This window comes from Streptomyces sp. NBC_00996 (assembly GCF_045162675.1).
Lineage (GTDB): Bacteria > Actinomycetota > Actinomycetes > Streptomycetales > Streptomycetaceae > Streptomyces.
In genome coordinates this window covers 2,169,703-2,192,653 of record NZ_CP108723.1, presented here as the reverse complement: position 1 = coordinate 2,192,653, position 22,951 = coordinate 2,169,703, and the positions used below count along the sequence as shown (strand labels likewise).

15 protein-coding genes and 2 pseudogenes are annotated in these 22,951 nt (G+C 69.3%); 8 read left to right on the top strand and 9 right to left on the bottom strand.

Going from position 1 to position 22,951, the window contains the following annotated elements; all coding sequences use genetic code 11:
* Positions 1-12 precede the first annotated feature (12 nt).
* Positions 13-1,773, bottom strand: coding sequence for a S8 family serine peptidase (locus OG390_RS10495; RefSeq protein WP_406166901.1), 1,761 nt, complete (start codon positions 1,771-1,773; stop codon positions 13-15).
* Between the two features lie 377 nt (positions 1,774-2,150).
* On the opposite strand from OG390_RS10495, the gene OG390_RS10490 reads away from it, so the two are divergent.
* The gene (locus tag OG390_RS10490; protein WP_406166899.1) at positions 2,151-3,086 is read left to right on the top strand and encodes an SMP-30/gluconolactonase/LRE family protein; all 936 of its coding nucleotides are present in this window, start codon (positions 2,151-2,153) and stop codon (positions 3,084-3,086) included.
* A 54-nt stretch (positions 3,087-3,140) separates the two neighbouring features.
* Here OG390_RS10490 and OG390_RS10485 read toward each other — a convergent pair whose 3' ends face one another.
* On the bottom strand, positions 3,141-4,199 hold the full coding sequence (locus tag OG390_RS10485) for a PAC2 family protein (RefSeq protein ID WP_406166897.1): 1,059 nt from the start codon (positions 4,197-4,199) through the stop codon (positions 3,141-3,143).
* A gap of 270 nt (positions 4,200-4,469) precedes the next feature.
* On the opposite strand from OG390_RS10485, the pseudogene OG390_RS10480 reads away from it, so the two are divergent.
* Both OG390_RS10480 and OG390_RS10475 read left to right on the top strand, forming a co-directional pair.
* Positions 4,470-4,699, top strand: a pseudogene (locus OG390_RS10480) (fuconate dehydratase); the annotation flags it as partial.
* A pseudogene (locus tag OG390_RS10475) lies at positions 4,692-4,865 on the top strand (ABC transporter permease); the annotation flags it as partial. The pseudogenes OG390_RS10480 and OG390_RS10475, both read left to right, overlap by 8 nt.
* Before the next feature lie 33 nt (positions 4,866-4,898).
* On the opposite strand, the gene OG390_RS10470 reads toward OG390_RS10475, so the two are convergent.
* The 5 genes from OG390_RS10470 to OG390_RS10450 form a co-directional block, all read right to left on the bottom strand.
* Positions 4,899-5,570, bottom strand: coding sequence for a FadR/GntR family transcriptional regulator (locus OG390_RS10470; protein WP_399076672.1), 672 nt, complete (start codon positions 5,568-5,570; stop codon positions 4,899-4,901).
* 233 nt (positions 5,571-5,803) lie between these two features.
* A complete protein-coding gene (locus OG390_RS10465; protein ID WP_406166895.1) occupies positions 5,804-7,420 on the bottom strand; it encodes an FAD-dependent oxidoreductase in 1,617 nt (538 codons plus the stop codon).
* 8 nt (positions 7,421-7,428) lie between these two features.
* Complete coding sequence (gene glpK, locus OG390_RS10460; RefSeq protein ID WP_406166893.1) at positions 7,429-8,967, bottom strand: glycerol kinase GlpK; 1,539 nt, start codon at positions 8,965-8,967, stop codon at positions 7,429-7,431.
* Between the two features lie 111 nt (positions 8,968-9,078).
* Positions 9,079-9,873, bottom strand: coding sequence for an MIP/aquaporin family protein (locus OG390_RS10455; protein WP_399076664.1), 795 nt, complete (start codon positions 9,871-9,873; stop codon positions 9,079-9,081).
* A gap of 389 nt (positions 9,874-10,262) precedes the next feature.
* On the bottom strand, positions 10,263-11,027 hold the full coding sequence (locus OG390_RS10450; RefSeq protein WP_406166891.1) for an IclR family transcriptional regulator: 765 nt from the start codon (positions 11,025-11,027) through the stop codon (positions 10,263-10,265).
* Between the two features lie 268 nt (positions 11,028-11,295).
* Between OG390_RS10450 and metH the strand changes: the two genes are divergently transcribed.
* The 4 genes from metH to OG390_RS10430 all read left to right on the top strand — a co-directional run bounded on the left by metH (position 11,296) and on the right by OG390_RS10430 (position 19,408).
* Positions 11,296-14,823, top strand: coding sequence for a methionine synthase (metH, locus tag OG390_RS10445; protein ID WP_406166889.1), 3,528 nt, complete (start codon positions 11,296-11,298; stop codon positions 14,821-14,823).
* Between the two features lie 209 nt (positions 14,824-15,032).
* Complete coding sequence (locus OG390_RS10440) at positions 15,033-15,734, top strand: HAD family hydrolase (RefSeq protein WP_406166887.1); 702 nt, start codon at positions 15,033-15,035, stop codon at positions 15,732-15,734.
* Between the two features lie 422 nt (positions 15,735-16,156).
* Positions 16,157-17,758, top strand: a complete 1,602-nt coding sequence (locus OG390_RS10435; RefSeq protein WP_406166885.1) for an ABC transporter substrate-binding protein — start codon at positions 16,157-16,159, stop codon at positions 17,756-17,758.
* A gap of 66 nt (positions 17,759-17,824) precedes the next feature.
* Positions 17,825-19,408, top strand: coding sequence for an ABC transporter substrate-binding protein (locus OG390_RS10430; RefSeq protein WP_406177600.1), 1,584 nt, complete (start codon positions 17,825-17,827; stop codon positions 19,406-19,408).
* Between the two features lie 71 nt (positions 19,409-19,479).
* Here the strand turns inward: OG390_RS10430 and OG390_RS10425 are convergent, their stop codons facing one another.
* Together OG390_RS10425 and OG390_RS10420 are read right to left on the bottom strand one after the other, a co-directional pair.
* Positions 19,480-20,151, bottom strand: a complete 672-nt coding sequence (locus OG390_RS10425) for a response regulator transcription factor (protein WP_010988071.1) — start codon at positions 20,149-20,151, stop codon at positions 19,480-19,482.
* Positions 20,152-20,165: 14 nt separating this feature from the next.
* Complete coding sequence (locus OG390_RS10420) at positions 20,166-21,185, bottom strand: RecB family exonuclease (RefSeq protein WP_406166883.1); 1,020 nt, start codon at positions 21,183-21,185, stop codon at positions 20,166-20,168.
* Between the two features lie 174 nt (positions 21,186-21,359).
* Here OG390_RS10420 and OG390_RS10415 point away from each other — a divergent pair, with 174 nt between their 5' ends.
* Complete coding sequence (locus OG390_RS10415; protein ID WP_406166881.1) at positions 21,360-22,931, top strand: site-2 protease family protein; 1,572 nt, start codon at positions 21,360-21,362, stop codon at positions 22,929-22,931.
* The last annotated feature ends 20 nt before the right edge of the window (positions 22,932-22,951 follow it).

Sequence of the window (22,951 nt, the reverse complement as noted above, 5' to 3'; positions counted from 1 at the left end):
GGCCTTTGACGGTCAGCCCGTGATCACCAGGCCGACGATCTCGTCGTCCGAGAACCAGACACGTACGTCGGGCCGTCCCCCCGCGAACGCGGTGTGCACCGCCTGACGGATCTCGGGGGACGGGTTGTTGAGGTTGCGCCAGGCGCCGGACACGTACAACCGGAGCCTGGGCGGGAGTTCACGCGGATACGGCAGCAGCTCGTCCCAGTACCGCTCGGCCTGGCCCGAGCCGACCGCTTCCGGCAGCAGATGGGTGACCGCTGCCTTGATGTCCGGCCGGTTGCCGATCCGCTGGGATGCGGGTCGGCCCGGCGCGTCCTGCTGCGGGGAGCCCGTGGCCCGCAGCACCGCGCGCGCACGCTCCGGGGACATCGGTTCCTGGCCCGCCGCCTTGAGCATGCCTTGCAGCGCGGCCAGAGCGCCGACCACCACCGGGGAGGCGGAGGAGGTCCCGGAGAACGTGTCCGTGTACCAGCCGATCTCCTCGGCACCGCCCTGCAGATCGCCGGGCCGGTCCCAGAAGCCGCCGGTGGTCGTGACCTCGCGTCCCCAGCCCTGCGCGTCCACGCGTGCCCCGTAGTTGGAGAACGCGAGCCGTGAGCGGTCCGGGCCGTGGTCGCGGCCGTGCGTGCCGGGCGGCGGTGCGCCCGCGCCGACCAGGACCGCGCCGGAGGACTGGTTGGAGGGGTTGAAGGGGTTGCGCCACCACTCGGGGAACTCGGCGGGGCGGCGCTCGTACACGGCGTCGTCGAGCGACTCGGCGCCGTTTCCGGCGGCCGCCACCACGACGACGCCCTTGGCGGTCGCGTACCGGATGGCCGCGAAGTTGTCCGGCCACCACTCGATCGCTGTGTAGCCCTGCTGGTCGTCGCGCTGTTCGAAGTCGAACCGCGGTCCTGGGGCGTGCAGTTCGATCAGGAGGATGTCGCCGGGGCCGAGCCGGTCGGCCGCCGCGTGGATCGCGGCCGCCGTGCCGATGCCCTGGAAGGACGCGGCCGCGGTCACGGCGTCCGGCACGATGCCGGTGATGCCGTACTCGTTGCGGTCGCCGCCGATCACCCCGATGACAGCCGTGCCGTGGTTGCGCCAGGCGAGGTCCGTCAGCGGGGTGCCGACGACGACGCCGGCGAGCTTCGCGGCCAGGTCCTCGTGCCCGAGCTGCCAGGCGCCCTCCACGTCGATCACCGTCACGCCCTGGCCCGTACCGCCCGGCCGCTGCCAGGCCCAGTACGCGTCGATGCCCTCGGGCGCCGGGCGCAAATAGCCCTGGCGGCTGGTGAAGTCGGGGGTGACGGGCGCCCCTTCCTTCACCCGCCGGCTGTCGTCTGCGCTCTCCTCGGTCCACCCCACCGACCCCACGGAGGCGGGTACGGCGCCGGGCTTCACGTACGCCGTGTCGATCTCCGGCAGTGCGGCGATCCGGGAGCGCAGTTCCTGGGCGCGGCTCTCGACGCCGCGCACCCGGTAGAAGAGTGCGAGGTCGGGTCCGCTCTCGGTGCCCGCCGCCGCGGACTGCTGCTGCGACTGCTGGAGTCGCTCCTCGCTGCCGAACAGCGGTTCCAGGGTGAGTTGTTCGTCGCTGAGGAACATGTTGAGGGCCGATACGTCGGCGCCCACCGCCGAGCGGACGCCCTCGGCCCGGGCGCGGAGCCGGGCCTCGGGGCGTGCGACGACGATCAGCTCCTGCTCGGCTCCTCGGTAGGTGAATCCCGCTCCGTCGGGCCCCGGCCCGGACGTTCCCGGGCCCTGCGCCGGCTGTACCTGGTCGGTCATCGCGTACCGCTCCCTTCGGTCCATGCGGGTGCCGGTCCATGGGTGTGCTCTGCCGTGCCTGCCTACTGCCGTGCCCTGTTCATTGCCGTGCCATGAGTCCTTGCGGTGCTCTGTCGCGGAACGACGCGGTGCCATGTCCCGTCCCCGGGCCGCGCCTTCGGGGCACAACCTGGCACGCCCACGGCGACTCGTCCACCCCGTCTTCGCCAACTTGGTTTGAAAACAAGTTGAATGGGGAACCCTGTGCAATCCGTCTTGAAACAGATGTCACGTAGCAATCCGGCCAAAGGCTGCGGGGGCGTATGTCATGTGATGGGGTGGCAGCGGCTGTTGACCCCTGGGCCGACCTGAGCCGGCCCCCTGCGGAAGGACGCTCCATGCACCGTTCCTTCGCACGTCGAAGACTGCTCACCGCGACCGCCGCGCTGGGAGGAGCGGCGCTGCTGGGCGGCACCGCCCACGCGGCCGGACAACGTCGGCCCACCCGATTCCCGTTGCCCAACGGCTTCCAGCCCGAGGGCATCACCATCGGCTCCGCCCCATGCGCGTACTTCGGGTCGCTCGCGAACGGCGACATCTACCGCGCGAGCCTGCACACCGGGCGCGGGGCCGTCGTCAGCAAGGGCCTCGGGGCCGAACACCCCACCGTGGGCCTCAAGATCGGCCGTCACGGCAGGCTCTTCCTCGCCGGCGGCACGAGCGGCGAGCTGCGTACGGTCGACGCGCGCAGCGGCGAGATCGAGAAGGTGTACGCCATCGGGGGCACCTTCGTGAATGACGTGATCCTCACGCCGGACGCCGCCTGGTTCACCGATTCCTACCAGGCGAAGCTCTACCGGCTCGCGCTCGGCGAACACGGCGAGCCCGGAGCCGTCACGACCGTGCCGCTCACCGGAGACTGGGAACAGGGCCCCGACTTCACCGCCAACGGTATCGAGCGCACGCCCGACGGCCGCGCGCTGCTCGTGGTGAACACGGTCGCGGGCGGCGGCGGACTCATGCGGGTGGACCCGCGGACCGGGGTGGCCACCGCCGTGGACCTGGGAGGGTCCGAACTCCCCAACGGAGACGGCCTGTTGCTCCTCGGCCGCACCCTCTACGCCGTTCAGCAGCAACAGAACCTGATCGACGTCTTCCGCCTGAACGCCTCCGGCACCAAGGGCACGGCGATCGCCCGGATCACCGACCCGGGCTTCAGGATCCCGACGACGGTCGCGGCGTGGGGCGACCGGCTGTATCTGCCGAACGCCCGCTTCGACGTCGAGCCGACGCCGGACACCGAGTACGACGTGGTGACGGTGGACCGGGTCTGACGGGCCTCCGATGATTCAGGGGCGGTGTGCACGACGCGCACCGCCCCTGCTGGTTCAGTCCTCCGAGGAGTCCTCGGAGCCGCTCTCCCGGCTGTCGGCATCGGGTCCGGTGTCGGCCTCAGTGTCGGGTCCGGTGTCGGCCTCGGACCCGGCGTCCGTCTCCGGCCGCTGCGGCTTCGGCGGCCGGGTGCGGCCGCTGGGGCTGTCGCGGAGGTACGAGGCGGTGTCGCCGCTCTCCGTGGCGTGGCCCCCGGCCCCCGCCGCCGGACCGCTGCCGTCCCGTCTGCGCAGATAGCGCTCGAACTCGCGGGCGATCGCCTCGCCGGACGCCTCGGGCAGCTCGGCGGTGTCCCGGGCCTCCTCGAGCGTCTGCACGTACTCGGCGACCTCGCTGTCCTCGGCGGCCAGCTGGTCGACGCCGAGCTGCCAGGCGCGCGCGTCCTCGGGCAGCTCGCCCAGCGGAATGCGCAGGTCGATGAGGTCCTCCAGGCGGTTGAGGAGGGCCAGCGTCGCCTTCGGGTTGGGCGGCTGCGAGACATAGTGCGGTACGGCCGCCCACAACGACACGGCCGGTACGCCCGCGTGTGTGCACGCCTCCTGGAGGATGCCGACGATGCCCGTGGGGCCCTCGTACTTGGTCTCCTCCAGATCCATGGTGCGGGCCAGATCGGGATCGGAGGTGACCCCGCTGACCGGCACCGGACGCGTGTGCGGGGTGTCACCGAGCAGGGCGCCCAGGATCACCACCAGCTCGACACCCAGCTCGTGCGCGAAGCCGAGCAGTTCGTTGCAGAACGAGCGCCAGCGCATCGACGGCTCGATACCGCGGACCAGCACCAGGTCGCGCGGCTTCTCGCCGCCGACCCGGACCACCGACAGCCGCGTGGTCGGCCACGTGATCTTGCGTACGCCGCCGTCCAGCCACACCGTGGGGCGATTCACCTGGAAGTCGTAGTAGTCCTCGGCGTCCAGCGCCGCGAACACCTCGCCCTTCCACTCCCTGTCCAGATGCGCGACCGCGGTGGAGGCGGCGTCGCCGGCGTCGTTCCAGCCTTCGAACGCGGCCACCATGACTGGGTCGATCAGCTCGGGAACCCCCTCCAGCTCGATCACCCAGCGCCTCCTTCCGACGTGCCCTCGCGTACGCCCCAACCTTACGGCGTTCCGAGGGGGCCTCCGCAGCCCCCTTGCACGGGGGAGTGAACGGATCACTGCCCCGCCGAGGGCCCGGAAACACTCTTGATCGCCACCCTGGGCCACCCCTCAGTCGTCCGAGCTGTCCCGGGGCAACTTCACCGAGGGCCCTGGACGTTGTCGTGGGGCCGCGCTATACGTCGGATGACCGCGAGAGGTCCGATGTTCAGTGGGCGACGAGGGGCACGCATGGACGAGACCGTCACCGGCTTCGAGGTGCACGACATCCGTTTTCCCACTTCGGAGCAGCTCGACGGCTCGGACGCGATGAATCCGGATCCGGATTACCCACCGCCTATCTGGTCCTGCAGACCTCCGATGGATCGGAAGGCCACGGCTTCTGCTTCACCATCGGCCGCGGCAACGAGGTCGTGGCCGCGGCGATCGAGGCGCTGCGCCCGTACATCGTCGGGCGGCCGGGGCACCCTCTTCGGCGCGCTGACCGGCGTACTGACCCTGCAACCCGTCGTGAATGTCATGACGTTGGGCGGGGTGCCCGCGCTGTGGAACCAGTTCCTCAACGGGGCGATCATCATCGTGGCACTGGTGATCTTGCGGTTCGCGAGCGGCGAGAAGCAGGACTGAGATGTCCAGCGGACCACGAGCCTTCCCCGGGGACTACAGCGTCGAGCGCAACCACTGCTCCACGCTGGCGATGTGGACGGTGGCCCAGGAGCGGGCCGCCTCCGCGTCGCGGTCCCGCAGCGCCGCGATGATCGCCCGGTGCTCGTGCAGGGTGCGGCTGACCGCGTCCTCCTGGGTCAGACCGCGCCAGATGCGGGCCCGAGTGGTGGGTCCGGAGAGGCCGTCGAGGAGGGAGCACAGCACCGAGTTGCCGGAGCTCTGCACGATGCCCCGGTGGAACTCCAGGTCGCAGGCGACGAGCTCCTCCACCGAGGGCGCCGCGCCGAGGGCGTCCAACTGGGCGGTCAGCGCGTCCAGTTGCTGCTCGCTGATGCGCGAGGACGCCATCGCCGTGGCGGCGGGCTCCAGGATCCGGCGCACCGCGAGGAATTCCAGCACGGTGTCGTCGCGGTGGAAGTCGACGACGAAGCTCAGCGCCTCCAGCAGAAGTTGCGGATCCAGGCTGGTGACATAGGTGCCGTCGCCCTGCCGTACGTCCAGGATGCGGATGAGCGACAGGGCGCGAACGGCCTCCCTCAGGGAATTGCGGGACAGTCCCAGTTCGGCCGCGAGCTCGCTCTCCTTGGGCAGCCGGTCGCCGGGGCGCAGCGCGCCGGAGACGATCATTCCCTTGATCTTCTCGATCGCCTCATCGGTGACTGCCATGGCGGGCCTCCCTGTCGTTCAGACATCCGATGTCTCACGCCATTATGGGGGTTCAGTGGGCTGAACGGGGCAGAGAAGCCGATGTTGGATCAGGTGAGGGCCGCCAGGTCGGCCAGGCCGCCAGGGCCGCCGCCTCGTCGAGCGTCGGGAGCGCCCGGTCCCGCATCAGGACCCTGCCGTCGACGAGGGGCGGCTCCCTCCGTGGGAACCGCCCCTCCAGTGCCGCCGGATGCCTACTTCTTGTCGAGCAGGTCCTGCACCTTGCCCCGCACCTCGTCCGTGGCAAGCCCGCGGATCGTCAGCGTCGTACGGCGACGCAGCACGTCGTCGGCCGTCTGGGCCCACTCGTTGTCCCGGGCGTAGACGACCTGCGCCCAGATCTCCGGCGCGTCCGGGTGGACACGCTCGCCCAGCTCCGGGTTGTCGTTCGCCAGCCGGGCGATGTCGAAGGCCAGCGAACCGTAGTGCGTGGCCAGGTGCTTCGCGGTGTCCGCCGCCATGCGCGGGCCGGGCGCCGGGCCGTCGACGAGCAGGCGGTGGGCGACCGCGCGCGGGTTCGCGACGCCGGGAAGCGGGAGCTTCTTCGGCAGCTCGGAGATCGGCTCGAAGTCCTCGCCCAGCGGGTGGCCCGGCAGGGCCTCCAGCTTCTTCATGACGGTGCGGCCGATGTGCCGGAAGGTGGTCCACTTGCCACCCGCGACGGACAGCATCCCGCCACGGCCTTCCGTGACGACCGTCTCGCGCTTGGCCTTCGACGTGTCACCGGGACCGCCCGGCAGCACACGAAGACCCGCGAAGGAGTACGTGATCAGGTCACGCGAGAGCTGCTGGTCCCGGATGGAGAACGCGGCCTCGTCCAGGATCTGGGCTATGTCCTGCTCGTTGACCGCGACCTCGCCCGGCTCCCCCTCGTACTCCTCGTCGGTCGTGCCGAGCAGCAGCATGTCCTCCCACGGGAGGGCGAAAGTGATCCGGTACTTGTCGATCGGGGTGGCGAGCGCGGCCTTCCAGGGGGAGGTGCGCTTCAGGACCAGGTGCGCGCCCTTCGACAGGCGGATGGACGGCGCCGAGTTCGGGTCCTCCATCTTGCGCAGGTGGTCGACCCAGGGGCCGGTGGCGTTGAGCACGAGGCGCGCGTTGACGCCGAACTCCTCGCCGTTGGTGCGGTCCTTGAGGTCCGCACCCGTGACCCGGCCCTTGGTGAAGCGCAGGCCGGTGACCTCGGCGTGGTTGAGGACGACGGCGCCGGACTCGACGGCCGCGCGGACCGTCATCAGGGCCATCCGGGAGTCGTTCATCTGGTCGTCGCCGTACACGGCCACGGCCTTCAGGTTGTCGGTGCGCAGCTCGGGCACGTCCTGCGCGGCCTTCGAGGGGCTGAGCAGGTGACCCACGCCGTCGCCGAACGCCGACAGGGCGGAGTAGGCGAAGACGCCCGCTCCGAGCTTCGCAGCGCCGTGCGGACCGCCCTTGTACACGGGGAGGTAGAACGTGAGCGGGTTCGCCAGGTGGGGGGCCACCTGGCGGGAGACCGCACGGCGCTCGAAGTGGTTCTCCGCCACCAGCTTCACCGCGCCGGTCTGCAGGTAGCGCAGACCGCCGTGGAGAAGCTTGGAGGAGGCGGAAGAGGTGGCGCCGGCGAAGTCGCCGGCGTCGACCAGAGCCACCCGCAGCCCGGACTGCGCGGCGTGCCAGGCGGTGGAGATGCCCAGGATGCCGCCGCCGATGACGAGGAGGTCGTACGTCGCCTTGGAAAGCTGCTCCCGGGTCTCGGCGCGGCTCGGGTTGGAGCCGGAGGCCGGGTGCGTACCGAGGGCAGGCACGGACTGCAGGGTGGCTTGACTGGTCATGCGGGTTCTTACTCCTCGTCCTCGATCCAGCCCATGGTCCGCTCGACGGCCTTGAGCCAGCTCTTGTACTCACGGTCGCGGGTCTCCGCGGCCATGTTCGGGGTCCACTCCGCGGCCCGGCGCCAGTTGGCGCGCAGGTCCTCGGTGTTGGACCAGAAGCCGACGGCGAGACCGGCGGCGTAGGCAGCGCCGAGGCAGGTGGTCTCGGCGACCATCGGGCGCACCACGGGGGCGTCCAGGACGTCGGCCAGGGTCTGCATCAGCAGGTTGTTGGAGGTCATGCCGCCGTCGACCTTGAGGGCCGCGAGCTCGACGCCGGAGTCCTTCGTCATGGCGTCGGTGATCTCACGGGTCTGCCAGGCGGTGGCCTCCAGAACGGCGCGCGCGATGTGCGCCTTGGTGACGTACCGGGTCAGACCGGCGATCACACCGCGGGCGTCGGAGCGCCAGTACGGGGCGAACAGACCGGAGAAGGCCGGCACGAAGTAGGCGCCGCCGTTGTCCTCGACCGAGGACGCGAGCGTCTCGATCTCGGCGGCGGACTTGATCAGGCCCATCTGGTCGCGCATCCACTGCACCAGCGAACCGGTGACGGCGATGGAGCCCTCCAGGGCGTAGACCGGCGCCTGTTCGCCGATTCGGTAGCCCACGGTGGTCAGCAGCCCGCTGTACGAGTTGATGATCTTGTCACCGGTGTTCATCAGCATGAAGGTGCCGGTGCCGTACGTGGACTTGGCCTCGCCCTCGGAGAAACAGGTCTGGCCGAACAGGGCCGCCTGCTGGTCGCCGAGCGCGGAGGCGACCGGGATGCCGCCGAGCAGGTCACCCAGCTTGCCGCCGGTGATCTCGCCGTACACCTCGGCGGACGAGCGGATCTCCGGCAGCATCGCCAGCGGGACGCCGATGGACTCGGCGATCTTGTCGTCCCACTCCATGGTGTGCAGGTTCATCAGCATGGTGCGGGAGGCGTTGGTCACGTCGGTGACGTGCTTGCCGCCGTTGACACCACCGGTCAGGTTCCAGATGACCCAGGTGTCCATGGTGCCGAAGAGGATGTCGCCCGCCTCGGCGCGCTCGCGCAGGCCCTCGACGTTGTCCAGCAGCCAGCGGGCCTTCGGACCGGCGAAGTACGAGGCGAGCGGGAGGCCCGTCTCGCGGCGGAAGCGGTCCTGGCCGACGTTGCGGCCGAGCTCCTTGCAGAGCGCGTCGGTGCGGGTGTCCTGCCAGACGAGGGCGTTGTGGACGGGCTCACCGGTGTTCTTGTCCCACAGCAGCGTGGTCTCACGCTGGTTGGTGATGCCGATGGCCTTGATGTCGTCGCGGGTGATGCCGGCCTTCTCGATGGCACCGGCGACGACCTCCTGGACGTTGGTCCAGATCTCGGCGGCGTTGTGCTCGACCCAGCCCGGCTTCGGGAAGATCTGCTCGTGCTCCTTCTGGTCGACGGAGACGATGCGTCCGTCGCGGTCGAAGACGATGCAGCGCGACGAGGTGGTGCCCTGGTCGATCGCGGCGATGAAGGGGCCGGCGGTGTGTGCGTCGGTCACGGTGTGCTCCTGGTAGTTCCGTATGGAAGGGCTCTATTTACGGCGCTGTGCTGTGAGGAGTGGTGCTGTGAGACGTACGGCTTGGGGAGGCCTTGCTCTCAGCGGTTTCTCTCAGGCGAAGGCGACGTTGTATATGCCTGCCGCGACCGCGCCGCCGATGAGCGGACCGGCGATCGGGATCCAGGCGTAGCGCCAGTCGGAACCACCCTTGTTGGGCAGGGGGAGCAGGGCGTGCACGATGCGCGGACCGAGGTCACGGGCCGGGTTGATCGCGTAGCCCGTCGGGCCGCCCAGAGAGAGGCCGATGCTGACCACCACGAGGGCGGTGATCAGGGCACCCAGGGTGCCCAGGCCGTTGCCGTTGTCGTTCAGGCCCTGGGTGAGGACCGCGAGAACGAGCACGATGGTGCCGATGATCTCGGTGGCGAGGTTCTGCAGCACATTGCGGATCTCGGGGCCGGTGGAGAAGACACCGAGCACGGGGCCCGCGCCGGTCTCCTGGGCCTCGACGGCCTTGGTCTTGGTGGCCTGCGCACCCGGACCGCCGACGATCTCGCGGTCGGTGAGGTGTGCGTGGAACTGACCGTAGTAGGCGACCCAGACCAGCGTGGCACCGATCATGGCGCCGAGCAGCTGACCGGCGAAGTAGGTGGCGACGTTGCTGTAGTCGTTGTCCTTGATCGCGAGCGCGAGCGTCACGGCCGGGTTGAGGTGCGCACCCGAGAGGGGCGCCGAGATGTAGACCGCGGTCAGTACCGCGAAGCCCCACCCGAAGGTGATGGCGAGCCATCCGGCGTTGCGCGCCTTGGAGGCCTTCAGTGTGACGGCGGCGCAGACGCCACCGCCCAGCAGGATGAGTACGGCGGTACCGATGGTCTCGCCGATGAAGATGTCGGAGCTGGACACCCGCGACTCCTTTGTCCTTCGTCCAGGGGAAGCCGAACCCCGGGTCCCTCCGGTGGTTCGTGCTCTCGGGGAGTGAGAGCGATATCGGCCCTTGGCTTTGCACACTCTAGCGCGTATTGCCGGTAGGTGTTCGACAATGTCGACCGATGGACGGGAGTCTTGCTTCCGCGTTACCAGCTCGTCAAGGGCTCTGTAATCGAAAACAGGATCGTTACTGATCGCCGCGAGTTATCGATCTTGAGGCGGCGGCGCACCGCGTGCGACCGGGCACTTTTCGTGGTCGCGGGAGGCATGCGAAAGGCCGGCACGTCGATGACGTGCCGGCCTGTGGACGTACGTGCGGGCGGGGGCGTACGTGGGAGTGAGTGGGTGCGTGGGTGTACGTGGGTTCAGAACCGCCCGGCGCCCAGATCCCGTGACACCGCGCGGGCGCAGTCGCGTACCGCCGCGATGAGGTCGGGGCGCAGCTCCCCGTTCGTGCGGACCCGCTCCACGGCCCCCGTGATGCCCACCGCGCCGACCGGCATCCGCCGCTGGTTGTGGATGGGCGCGGCGATCGACGCGACCCCCGTCCAGGTCTCCTCGACGTCGTCCGCGTACCCGCGCGCCCGCGTCAGGTCGAGCACGCCTTCGAACTCGTCGAGCTCGCTGATCGTGCGCGGCGTGAACGCCTTGCGCTCGGCCTCCACGACCTCGCTGTGCGCGACCGGGTCGTACGCCGACAGGACTTTGCCCAATGCCGTGGAGTGCAGCGGCTGCATGGCCCCGACCTCCAGGACCTGGCGGCTGTCGTCGGGCCGGAACACGTGGTGCACGATCAGGACGCCCTGCTGGTGCAGTACGCCCAGATAGACGCTCTCACCGCTGGAACGGGCCAGGTCGTCGGTCCACACCAGGGCGCGCGCCCGCAGCTCGTGCACATCCAGGTACGTCGTTCCCAGCCGCAGCAGCTCGGCGCCCAGCTGATAGCGCCCCGAGGCGGTGTCCTGCTCGACGAAGCCCTCCTGCTGGAGGGTGCGCAGTATGCCGTGGGCCGTACCCTTGGCCAGGCCCAGCGAGGAGGCGATGTCCGACAGGCCGAGCCGCCGCTCCCCGCCCGCGAGCAACCGCAGCATCGCCGCCGCCCGTTCGAGCGACTGGATGTTCCGTGCCATCCCCGTGCTGCCTCCGTCCCCTTCGACCGCCGGCGCGCGACTCACTGCCGCCGTTCGGCAATGTCGAACACTACCGGTCGTTGCCAACCTCCCGCTAATGGGTGGCCGTCATGTGTTGCATCCGTCTTCACTCCGCGGTCGCACGCGCCACGCCCGTCCGCCCCGTGGACGCCCCTGACCCTTCCGCGTGCTCCGGGCTACCCTGACGGCGTGCGCCTTCCATGGGAAGCGCAAAGCCGACAGCCGTCGCACTCCAGGGAGCACCTTCATGGCCTCGTCGCCGAACCCGTCCCTTTCGTCCGAGCTTGCCGAGAGCCGAAGGCGCATCGACGCACTCCGCCAGGCCCTCGCCACCCGTGTGGTGGTGGCCGACGGCGCGATGGGCACGATGCTCCAGGCGCAGGACCCTACGTTGGAGGACTTCGAGAACCTCGAAGGCTGCAACGAGATCCTGAACCTCACCCGCCCCGACATCGTCCGCTCCGTCCACGAGGCGTACTTCGAGGTGGGCGTCGACTGCGTCGAGACGAACACGTTCGGGGCCAACCACTCCGCGATGGCCGAGTACGACATCGCCGACCGTGTCTTCGAGCTCTCCGAGTCGGGGGCCCGCATCGCCCGCGAGGTCGCGGACGAGTTCGGCGCCCGTGACGGTCGCCAGCGCTGGGTCCTGGGCTCCATCGGCCCCGGTACGAAGCTGCCGACCCTCGGTCACGTCGGCTACGGAACCCTGCGCGACGGATTCCAGGCGAACGCCGAGGGCCTGATCGCCGGCGGCGCGGACGCCCTGATCGTCGAGACCACCCAGGACCTGCTCCAGACGAAGTCCTCGGTCCTGGGCGCCCGGCGCGCCATGGAGGCGACCGGCGTCGACATCCCGCTGCTCGTCTCGATGGCCTTCGAGACGACCGGCACGATGCTTCTCGGATCCGAGATCGGGGCCGCGCTGACCGCCCTCGAACCGCTCGGCATCGACATGATCGGCCTGAACTGCTCGACGGGTCCGGCGGAGATGAGCGAGCACCTGCGCTACCTCACCCGCCACTCCCGCATTCCCCTGCTGTGCATGCCGAACGCCGGTCTGCCGGTCCTCACCAAGGACGGCGCCCACTTCCCGCTCGACGCGGAGGGGCTGGCCGACGCCCAGGAGAACTTCGTACGCGACTACGGCCTCTCCCTCATCGGCGGCTGCTGCGGTACGACGCCCGAGCACCTGCGCCAGGTCGTCGAGCGCGTCAACGGGGTCACGCCCCCCGAACGGCACCCGCAGCCCGAGCCCGGCGCCGCCTCCCTCTACCAGACCGTCCCGTTCCGCCAGGACACCGCCTACATGGCGATCGGTGAGCGCACCAACGCCAACGGGTCGAAGAAGTTCCGCGAGGCCATGCTGGACGGGCGCTGGGACGACTGCGTGGAGATGGCCCGCGACCAGATCCGCGAGGGCGCGCACATGCTCGACCTGTGCGTCGACTACGTGGGCCGTGACGGCGTGGCCGACATGGAGGAGCTGGCCGGGCGCTTCGCCACCGCCTCCACGCTGCCGATCGTTCTGGACTCCACCGAGGTGGACGTCATCCGGGCGGGCCTGGAGAAGCTCGGCGGCCGCGCGGTCATCAACTCGGTCAACTACGAGGACGGCGACGGCCCGGAGTCGCGCTTCACCAAGGTCACCCGCCTGGCCCGGGAACACGGCGCCGCGCTGATCGCGCTGACCATCGACGAGGAGGGCCAGGCCCGCACCGTCGAGACCAAGGTCGCCATCGCCGAGCGGCTGATCGAGGACCTGACGACGAACTGGGGCATCCACGAGTCGGACATCCTCATCGACGCCCTGACCTTCACCATCTGTACGGGGCAGGAGGAGTCCCGCAAGGACGGCATCGCGACGATCGAGGCGATCCGCGAGCTGAAGCGCCGCCGCCCGGACGTGCAGACCACGCTCGGTCTGTCGAACATCTCCTTCGGTCTCAACCCGGCCGCCCGCATCCTGCTCAACTCGGTCTTCCTGGACGAGTGCGTCAAGGCGGGGCTGGACTCGGCGATCGTGCACGCCTCGAAGATCCTGCCGATCGCCCGCTTCGACGAGGAGCAGGTACAGACGGCTCTGGACCTCATCTACGACCGTCGCGCCGAGGGGTACGACCCGCTGCAGAAGCTGATGGCCCTGTTCGAGGGAGCCACCACCAAGTCGCTGAAGGCGGGCAAGGCGGAGGAACTGGCCGCGCTTCCGCTGGACGAGCGGCTCAAGCGGCGGATCATCGACGGCGAGAAGAACGGCCTCGACGCCGACCTCGCCGCGGCGCTCCAGGACCGCCCCGCGCTCGACATCGTCAACGAGACCCTCCTCGACGGCATGAAGGTCGTCGGCGAGCTGTTCGGCTCCGGCCAGATGCAGCTGCCGTTCGTGCTCCAGTCCGCCGAGGTCATGAAGTCGGCCGTCGCCTACCTCGAACCGCACATGGAGAAGTCGGACGCCGAGGGCAAGGGCACCATCGTGCTCGCCACCGTGCGCGGTGACGTGCACGACATCGGCAAGAACCTCGTCGACATCATCCTGTCCAACAACGGCTACAACGTCGTCAACCTCGGCATCAAGCAGCCGGTCTCCGCGATCCTGGAAGCCGCCGAGGAGCACCGGGCCGACGTCATCGGCATGTCCGGGCTCCTGGTCAAGTCCACGGTGATCATGAAGGAGAACCTGGAGGAGCTGAACCAGCGCGGACTCTCGGCCGACTACCCCGTCATCCTCGGCGGAGCGGCGCTGACCCGGGCGTACGTCGAGCAGGACCTGTACGAGATCTACCAGGGCGAAGTCCGCTACGCCCGGGACGCCTTCGAGGGCCTGCGCCTGATGGACGCGCTGATCGGGGTCAAGCGCGGGGTGCCCGGAGCGGTGCTCCCCGAACTGAAGCAGCGCCGGGTGCGCGCCGCGGCCGACACGGTGGTCGAGGAGCGCCCCGAGGAGGGCCACGTCCGCTCCGACGTCGCCGTCGACAATCCCGTGCCCAAGCCGCCGTTCTGGGACACCCGCGTCATCAAGGGCATCCAGCTCAAGGAGTACGCCTCCTGGCTGGACGAGGGCGCCCTGTTCAAGGGGCAGTGGGGCCTCAAGCAGGCCCGCACGGGCGACGGGCCGACGTACGAGGAACTGGTCGAGACCGAGGGTCGGCCGCGGCTGCGCGGGCTGCTGGACAAGCTGCAGACGGAGAATCTGCTGGAGGCGGCCGTGGTCTACGGCTACTTCCCGTGCGTGTCCAAGGACGACGACCTGATCATCCTGGACGAACAGGGCAACGAGCGCACCCGCTTCACCTTCCCGCGCCAGCGCCGTGGCCGCCGGCTCTGCCTGGCCGACTTCTTCCGGCCGGAGGAGTCCGGCGAGCGGGACGTCGTCGGCCTCCAGGTCGTCACCGTGGGCTCTCGCATCGGCGAGGAGACCGCCAAGCTCTTCGAATCGAACTCGTACCGCGACTACCTCGAACTGCACGGCCTGTCGGTGCAGTTGGCGGAGGCGCTGGCCGAGTACTGGCACGCGCGCGTGCGTTCCGAGCTGGGCTTCGCCGGTGAGGACCCGGCCGCCATCGAGGACATGTTCGACCTCAAGTACCGCGGCGCCCGCTTCTCGCTCGGCTACGGAGCCTGCCCCGATCTGGAGGACCGGGCCAAGATCGCCCGCCTCCTCGAGCCGGAGCGCATCGGCGTCCACCTCTCCGAGGAGTTCCAGCTCCACCCGGAGCAGTCCACGGACGCGATCGTGATCCACCACCCGGAGGCGAAGTACTTCAACGCGCGCTGAGACCTACGGCGACGGACGATGGGTGGTACGCCGACGGCGCCGAGAAAGGCACGTCGACGTGCTCCGAGACGTACCGCGACGCGCCCTGAGAAGTATGGGCACGCGCGCTGATCGGATAAGTCGTACACTGGTCGGTCCACTGCAGGCCGGTTGTCCCTTTCCCAAAAAAGGGCAACCGGCCTGATCGTCCCTCAAGGAGGTGCGCCCGGATGACCAGTACGGTCCCCGCGCTCGGTACCCGTACGGCCGAAGGCTCTGCCCTGGAGGCCGTACTCCTCGACATGGACGGCACCCTGGTGGACACCGAGGGCTTCTGGTGGGACGTCGAGGTCGAGGTCTTCAGGTCCCTCGGCCACGTCCTCGACGAGTCCTGGCGCCATGTGGTGGTCGGCGGTCCCATGACCCGCAGTGCCGGATTCCTCATCGAGGCCACCGGAGCCGACATCCCGCTCGCCGAGCTGACCGTGCTGCTCAACGACGGTTTCGAGGACCGTATCGGCCGCTCGCTGCCGCTGATGCCGGGCGCGGCCAGACTCCTCGCCGAACTGGCGGCGCACGAGATCCCCACCGCCCTGGTCTCCGCCTCGCACCGGCGGATCATCGACCGCATCCTGAGCTCGATCGGCCCCCAGTACTTCGCCCTGACCGTCGCGGGCGACGAGGTGGAGCGGACCAAGCCGTTCCCCGACCCGTATCTGCTCGCGGCCTCCGGGCTCGGCGCGCTTCCGGCCAGGTGCGCCGTCGTCGAGGACACCGCGACGGGCGTCGCCGCCGCCGAGGCCGCGGGCTGCCAGGTGGTCGCCGTACCCTCGGTCGCGCCCATCGCCCCGGCCGCCCGGCGCACGGTGGTGACGTCTCTCGAAGAGGTCGACCTGCCTTTTCTGCGCGGCTTGATGACGCAAATGCGCTAGACGTTCACCCAGCGTGCATAGCCGAATGCACGGAAAAGCGGGAGAGGGTTGCCGCGGGGAATTCGATCGCCGCCGGATGGCCGAATTCCGGTACTTGCCAACCCAGTTGAGGGTGTGACGTTCATCACTCGACAGGCGGTCGACATCCGGGGCGACGTGTGCAGTTGCCCCCCTTTCGGGGGTGATGGACGTGTCCTTGTGTCCCGATTGGTGGAACGCTGTACGAATCCTTCCGCTGTCGGGTTATCGGTGCGTCCGCGCCCGGTTTCGCAGCGTGATGGAAACCCGACTCCGGTCCCTGTGAGCCGTCCTGGTGGTGCGGACTAATCTCATCGCGAGAACATCGCCACAACCCCCGTGATCCGCAGCGACACCCCTGCATGCCGGGTACACGGACTCGACAGCTCTGGAGAAACTCGAGCATGAACCGCAAGACTTTGGTGCTGCCGGCCGTGGTCGGCCTGCTCGCCCCTGTGCTCGCCGCCTGTGGTGGGTCGGACAGTGGGAGCAACAGCGGCGATGCCATCGTTGTCGGCACCACGGACGGGTTCAAAGCGACGAAGTCTGCCCCGGCTCCCCTCGACCCGGCGTACGCGTACGACGTCGGCACCTGGAACATTCTCCGCCAGACCGTGCAGACCCTGATGGTCCAGCCGCGTGGCGACGGTGAGCCGGAGCCCGAGGCCGCCGAGAGGTGCGGCTTCACCGATACCGGCAACGAGCGCTACGCCTGCACACTGCGCAAGGACCTGAAGTTCTCGAACGGCGACCCCGTTACGGCGAAGGACGTCAAGTTCTCGATCGACCGCGCGCTGTCACTCAAGGCCGACAGTGGCGTGTTCGCCCTGCTGTCCACCGTCGACACCGTCGAGACGCGGGGCGACCGCGAGGTGATCTTCCACCTCAAGACCGCGGACGCCACCTTCCCGTTCAAGCTGTCGACCCCGGTGGCCGGCATCGTGAACCCCAAGGACTACGAGAAGGGCAAGCTCCGCGAGGGCTTCGCCGTGGACGGCTCCGGCCCGTACACCCTCGAGTCCGAGGTCAAGGACGACGCGATGGTCAAGGCCGTCTTCACCAAGAACCCGAACTACAAGGGTCAGTTGAAGGTGAAGAACTCCAAGGTCGAGATGCGCTCCTTCGAGAGCGCCGCCGACATGGGCACCGCGCTCGAAAAGGGCGACATCGACCTGATGACCCGCTCGATGACGCCGGACCAGATCAACAAGCTCGGCAGTGCCACGGACAGCAACATCAACCTGGTCGAGATGTCCGGCCTGGAGATTCGCTACCTGGCCTTCAACACCGACGCTCCGACGGTGAAGACCCGGGCCGTCCGCCAGGCCATGGCGCAGATCGTCAACCGCGGCGAACTCGTCGCCAAGGTGTACGGCTCGCAGGCCGAGCCGCTCTATTCGTTGGTCCCGGCCACCATCACCGGCCACTCCAACTCGTTCTTCAACAAGTACGGGGACCCGAACGTCAGCAAGGCCAAGTCGCTGCTGACGGGAGCCAACATCACCACCCCGGTCAAGGTCACCCTGCACTACACGACCGACCACTACGGCTCGGCGACCAAGCAGGAGTTCGAGGTGCTGAAGAAGCAGCTCAACGCCAGCGGTCTGTTCGACGTCAGCATCACGGGCACGACCTGGGACAAGTTCGTCCCGGCCGAGCGGGCGGGCGACTACGACGTCTGGGGCATGGGCTGGTTCCCCGACTTCCCGGACGCCGACAACTACCTCGCGCCGTTCCTCGACAAGGACAACTTCCTCAAGTCGCCGTACACGAACAAGCAGATCATCAACAACCTGATCCCGGAGTCCCGGCGTGAGGCCGACCGCCTCACCGCGTCGAAGAGCCTCACCGACATCCAGGACATCGTGGCCGACGACGTCCCGCTGCTGCCGCTGTGGCAGGGTAAGCAGTACATCGCCGCGCGGGACGACATCACCGGTGCCGAGTGGGCGCTCAACTCCTCCTCGACCCTCCAGCTGTGGGAGCTCGGCCGCGGCATCGGCTGACCGATCTCCCCACCCCGGGGCCGGGACGGCCCCGGGGTTCGAGACCCGACGACAAGGCACATGCTCGTGAACATGCGCAACCAGTGGCCAGTTCTGCCGATCGTGGCGGGGCTGGCCTCCGGCCTGCTCACCGGATGCGGCTCGGAGACGGGCGACTCCGGGGGCAGTGGCTCCTCCGTGGTCATGGGGATGTCCGACGACGTCTTGGCCACCGACCCGGCGTCCGGATACGACCCCGGTTCCTGGCTGTTGTTCAACAACGTCTTCCAGTCGTTGCTGAGCTTCCCCAAGAGCGGCACCGAGCCGGAGCCCGAGGCCGCCAAGGAGTGCGCCTTCACGGACACCCAGACCAAGGTGTACAAGTGCACGCTGCAGGACGGGCTGAAGTTCAGCAACGGTGACGCGCTCACCTCGAAGGACGTGAAATTCTCCTTCGACCGCATGCTGAAGATCAACGACGACTCCGGTCCCGCGATCATGTTCCCGATGCTCGACACGGTGGACGCGCCGGACGGCAAGACCGTCGTCTTCCACCTCAAGTACGCCGACGCCACCTTCCCGAGCAAGATCGCCTCCGGCGCCGGCTCGATCGTGGACCACCAGCAGTACGCCGCCGACGGACTGCGCAGGGACGGCGAGGCGGTCGGCTCGGGCCCGTACAAGCTGGACTCCTTCAGCAAGGACCAGGCTGTCTTCTCGGTCAACGACAGCTACAAGGGCACCGCCAAGGTGCAGAACTCCGGCGTGAAACTGAAGTTCTTCCACGGCGACCAGGCCGGCCTGAAGAACGCCCTGCTCAGCAATCAGATCGACGTCGCCTACAGAGGCCTCGCCGCCGACGACATCGCCGACATCGAGAACAACGCTTCCACCGGCCTGGGCATCAACGTCGTCGAGGGCAGCAGCGCCGAGGTGCAGCACCTGGTCTTCAACATGGACGACCCGGTCGCCGGCAAGCTCGGCGTGCGCAAGGCCATCGCCTATCTGCTCGACCGCGACGCCCTGGTCAATGAGGTCTACGAGGATACGGCGACGCCGCTCTACTCGATCATCCCGGCCGGCATCACTGGCCACAACACGTCCTTCTTCGACACCTACGGCGCCCGCCCCTCGAAGCCCAAGGCCGAAGCCGCGCTGCGCGCCGAGGGCATCACCGGCAAGGTGAAGCTGACCCTCTGGTCGACGCCCTCGCGCTACGGTCCGTCCACCGACGCGGAGTTCAAGGCGATCGCCAAGCAGCTCAACGCCAGCGGGCTGTTCGACGCGACCGTGAAGTCCGTCGCCTTCGACCGGTACGAGGCGGACATCGCCAAGGGCAAGTACGGCGTGTATGTGAAGGGTTGGGTGCCCGACTACCCGGACCCGGACAACTTCACGGCCCCCTTCTTCGGCAAGGGCAACGTACTGAACAACAACTTCACCAACAGCACGATCACCGGCCGGCTCATCCCGAAGACGGCTGCCGAGAGCGACCGCTCCTTGACGGACGCGGACTACGGCACACTGCAGGACCTTGTGGCCGACGAGCTGCCGGTCATCCCGATCTGGCAGGCCAAGCAGTACGCCGTGGTCCGCGACAACGTCTACGGCCTGGAGTACTGCCTCGACGCCTCGACCGTGTTCCGCTTCTGGGAGATCAGCAAGGGCTGACCCCGCCGTACGTACGTCGAGGGCGTCCCCTTCCGGAAGGGGACGCCCTCGACGTGTGTGCTGTGGGTGGGCTACTGCGCGCCGGGGCGCACCAACCCGCTCTCGTACGCGTACACCGCGGCCTGCACCCGGTCGCGCAGCCCCAGCTTGGTCAGGACGTGCCCCACATGCGTCTTGACCGTGGTCTCGCTGACGAACAGGTCGGCCGCGATCTCAGCGTTCGACAGTCCGCGCGCCACCAGCTTCAGCACCTCGACCTCACGCTCGGTCAACGTGTGCAGCGTGTCCGGAACCGGCTCGTCGCCGGACGGCAGATGGCCCGCGTACTTGTCGAGCAGCCGGCGCGTGATGCTCGGCGCGAGCATCGCCTCGCCCGCCGCGACCACCCGGATCGCCTGCACCAGCTCATTGGCGGGCGCGTCCTTGAGGAGGAAGCCGCTGGCGCCCGCGCGCAGCGCCTCCACCACGTACTCGTCGAGGTCGAAGGTGGTCAGGACGAGCACCTTCGCCGGACCGTCCCGGCCGGGGCCGGTGATCTGCCGGGTCGCCTCGACACCGTCCATCCGCGGCATACGGATGTCCATCAGAACCACATCGGGTTGCAGGGCACGTACTTGGTCGAGTGCCTGGAGACCGTCACCGGCCTCGCCGACGACCGCAAGGTCCTGCTCCGCTTCCAGGATCATCCGGAAGCCGGTGCGCAGCAGCGGCTGGTCGTCGACCAGTAGGACGCGGATGGCCACGTAAGTCTCCTTCGCTAGTCCGGCCCCATTCTGCCCTGCGTGGCACCACCGGACTCCGGCGCCCTGACCGGGAGCGGATACGGCGGGGGAGTACCGCCGAATTCAGGACATACCGCTTGGTGGTCGCACCAGCCGCACAGCTTGGTGGGCCTGGGACGCCAGTCACCCGTCTCGGTGGCCTGCCTGATCGCGTCCCACAGGGCGAGCAGCTTGCGCTCGACCCGCTCCAGGTCGGCGATCACCGGGTCGTACGTCAGCACGTCACCGCTGCCGAGATAGACGAGCTGGAGCCGGCGCGGGACCACCCGCTTCAGCCGCCACACCACGAGAGCGTAGAACTTCATCTGGAACAGGGCGCCTTCGGCGTACTCGGGCCGGGGCGCCTTGCCCGTCTTGTAGTCGACGATCCGGACCTCGCCCGTCGGCGCCACGTCGACCCGGTCGATGATGCCGCGCAGCTTGAGCCCGGAGTCGAGCTGCGCCTCGACGAACAACTCCCGCTCGGCCGGTTCGAGCCGGGTCGGGTCCTCCAGCGTGAACCAGCGCTCCACCAGCTGCTCGGCCTCGGTCAGCCAGCGCGCCAGCCGCTCGCCGTCCGGGTCGTCGGCGAACAGCTCCACGACGTCCGGCTTCGTCTCCCGCAGCCGGTCCCACTGCCCGGGGATCAACGACTTGGCGCGCGGCGCCGTCCGCTCCGTCGCCGGTGCGTCGAAGAGCCGCTCCAGGACCGCGTGCACCAGCGTGCCGCGCGTCGCCGCCTCGCTCGGCTTCTCGGGCAGCTTGTCGATCACCCGGAACCGGTAGAGCAAGGGGCACTGCATGAAGTCACTGGCACGCGAGGGAGACAGGGACGAGGGCGGCACGGCGGGCGCGACGGCCGGTGCGGCCGCTATGGCCTCGCCGGCTTCGGTCGGCCCGGTCGCGACGGCTCCGGCCGGCTCGGTCGCCACGGGTGGTGTCCGCTCTGCCGGTACGGTCGCCCCGGCGCTGTCGTCGCTGCCCGGCTCCGCGACGCCCTCGGTGCTGGTCTCCATGACGACAGACCTTACGGCCCGCCACTGACAGTGACCCAGCCGCAGCGTGGGCGAAGGCGGGGAAAACGGAGGGGGTGCCGGGGCGGAACGCGTCGCGACGGCCGCATACCATCGACCACAGACCCTCCTGCTCCGCATGATCGGGGCGGGAGACGCTTCGAACGAGGGGACATCGTGGACGAGAGCGGCGGGAGCGGGCAGCCGCGGTCCGGTACCGATGCAGCGACCGAGCGCCACGAGGGGCCCCAGGGCTCCACGGGCCCGGCCGCGGATACCACGCGGCCCGGACCGGCCCGGCACGATCGCCCCACCGGGCCGAAGCCCACCGGCGATCCCGAGCCCCGGTCCGATGCCGATCCCGACGCCTCGGACGAGGCCCGGCCCGCCGGTGGAGAGGCCGAGACGGCCACCGATGCCTCGAACGAACCCGAGTCGCACCCGCGTCGCCCGGACGACTCCCCCTCCGACACCGGTGACACCGGTGACACAGAGGAAACCCTCGTCCAGGCGGGCCCCGAGCGGTCGGGACCCGAGCCCGCCCGGACCTTGGCCCAGTCCGGCACCGGCCGGGGACGGCCGCCGCGGCGCGGCAGGGAGCCCGGTGGTGGGCTGCTCATGGGGCGGCCCTTCGGTGTACCCGTATATGTAGCGCCCAGCTGGTTCCTCGTGGCCGCGCTGATCACCTGGGTGTTCGGCGGTCAGCTGGACCGTGTGCTGCCGGAACTCGGCGCCACGCGTTACCTGGTCTCCCTCTTCTTCGCGGTGGCCTTCTACGCCTCCGTACTCGTCCACGAGCTGGCCCACACCGTCGCCGCCCTGCGCTTCAAGCTACCGGTGCGCCGGATTCAGCTGCAGTTCTTCGGTGGGGTCTCGGAGATCGAGAAGGAGGCCGAGACCCCGGGCCGGGAGTTCGTGCTGGCCTTCGTCGGCCCGCTGCTCTCGCTCATTCTGTCCGGCCTCTTCTATCTCGCCCTGCAGAGCGTCGAGCCGGGCACCGTCCCGGGCGTCCTGCTGGCCGGCCTGATGATCTCCAACCTCATCGTGGCCGCCTTCAACCTGCTGCCCGGACTGCCCCTCGACGGTGGCCGCATGCTCCGCGCCGTCGTCTGGAAGATCACCGGCAGGCCGATGAGCGGGACGATCGCCGCCGCCTGGTTCGGCCGCGCCCTCGCCGTCTCCGTACTGATCGGGCTGCCCCTGCTCACCCAGTCCGGAGCGCTCGGCGACACCCCGGACAACATCGGCGGCATGGACACCGTCACGGACGCCCTGCTGGCCGCCATCCTCGCCGCGATCATCTGGACCGGCGCCGGCAACAGCCTCCGGATGGCCCGGCTGCGCGAACACCTGCCGGAGCTGCGCGCCCGCTCGCTCACCCGCCGCGCGGTCCCGGTCGAGACCAACACCCCGCTCTCGGAGGCCCTGCGCCGCGCGAACGACGCCGGCGCCCGGGCCCTGGTCGTGGTCGACGCCGACGGCGAACCGCTCTCCCTCGTTCGGGAGGCCGCCATTGTCGGCGTACCGGAGCACCGCCGCCCGTGGGTCGCGGTCAGCAGCCTCGCCCAGGACCTCACCGACGGCATGCGCGTCTCCGCCGAGCTCGCCGGCGAGGAGCTCCTGGACGTCCTGCGCGCGACCCCGGCCACCGAGTACCTGGTGGTGGAGGAGTCCGGCGAGATCTACGGAGTCCTGTCCGCGGCCGACGTGGAGCGCGCTTTCGTGAAGGCGATGGCCCGCCCCTCCTAGTGGTCGGCGGCCCCTTCAGC

Bases quoted from the DNA above. Each gene is read 5' to 3' on its own strand.
- OG390_RS10495 (WP_406166901.1), bottom strand. From the start codon at position 1,773: ATGACCGACCAGGTACAGCCGGCGCAGGGCCCGGGAACGTCCGGGCCG.
- OG390_RS10490 (WP_406166899.1), top strand. From the start codon at position 2,151: ATGCACCGTTCCTTCGCACGTCGAAGACTGCTCACCGCGACCGCCGCG.
- OG390_RS10470 (WP_399076672.1), bottom strand. From the start codon at position 5,570: ATGGCAGTCACCGATGAGGCGATCGAGAAGATCAAGGGAATGATCGTC.
- OG390_RS10465 (WP_406166895.1), bottom strand. From the start codon at position 7,420: ATGACCAGTCAAGCCACCCTGCAGTCCGTGCCTGCCCTCGGTACGCAC.
- OG390_RS10450 (WP_406166891.1), bottom strand. From the start codon at position 11,027: ATGGCACGGAACATCCAGTCGCTCGAACGGGCGGCGGCGATGCTGCGG.
- metH (WP_406166889.1), top strand. From the start codon at position 11,296: ATGGCCTCGTCGCCGAACCCGTCCCTTTCGTCCGAGCTTGCCGAGAGC.
- OG390_RS10440 (WP_406166887.1), top strand. From the start codon at position 15,033: ATGACCAGTACGGTCCCCGCGCTCGGTACCCGTACGGCCGAAGGCTCT.
- OG390_RS10435 (WP_406166885.1), top strand. From the start codon at position 16,157: ATGAACCGCAAGACTTTGGTGCTGCCGGCCGTGGTCGGCCTGCTCGCC.
- OG390_RS10420 (WP_406166883.1), bottom strand. From the start codon at position 21,185: ATGGAGACCAGCACCGAGGGCGTCGCGGAGCCGGGCAGCGACGACAGC.